1 protein-coding gene is annotated in these 598 nt (G+C 60.7%); it reads left to right on the plus strand.

Going from position 1 to position 598, the window contains the following annotated elements; genetic code table 11:
- Positions 1 to 598, plus strand: a 598-nt coding sequence (locus DNK89_RS23660) for a molybdopterin cofactor-binding domain-containing protein (RefSeq protein ID WP_153064341.1), incomplete at both ends; no start/stop codon positions are given.

A 598-nucleotide genomic window follows, 5' to 3' on the forward strand; every position in this document is an offset into this window, starting at 1 on the left:
AACGCGGCATTGCGCTCACGCCGGTCAAGTTCGGCATCTCGTTCACCAAGACCGAGTCCAACCAGGCCGGCGCGCTGGTGCATATCTACAATGACGGTTCGGTGCATATGAACCACGGTGGCACCGAGATGGGGCAGGGCCTGCATCTCAAGGTGGCGCAGGTGGTGGCCGAAGAGTTCCAGATCGACCTGGAGCGGGTGAAGATCACGGCAACGACCACGGCCAAGGTCCCGAACACCGCGCCGACGGCGGCATCGTCGGGTGCCGATCTCAACGGCATGGCTGCCCAGAACGCTGCCCGGCAGATCAAGGACCGGTTGATCGATTTCGCGGCGGAAAAATACTCCGTGCCGGCCGATCAGGTCGTGTTCCTGCCCAACCGGGTCCGTATCGGCAACCAGGAGATTTCCTTCAACGAACTGGTCAAGCAGGCCTATCTCAATCGTATCCAGCTTTCGGCGGCAGGGCATTACAAGACGCCGAAGATCCATTGGGATCGCGCCAAGGGTCGGGGCCACGCCTTCTATTATTACGCCTATGGCGCCGCGTGCTCGGAAGTCTCGATCGACACCCTGACAGGTGAATACGTCATCGAACG

The organism is Acidovorax sp. ST3 (assembly GCF_003231145.1).
Classification (GTDB): Bacteria; Pseudomonadota; Gammaproteobacteria; order Burkholderiales; family Burkholderiaceae_C; genus Acidovorax.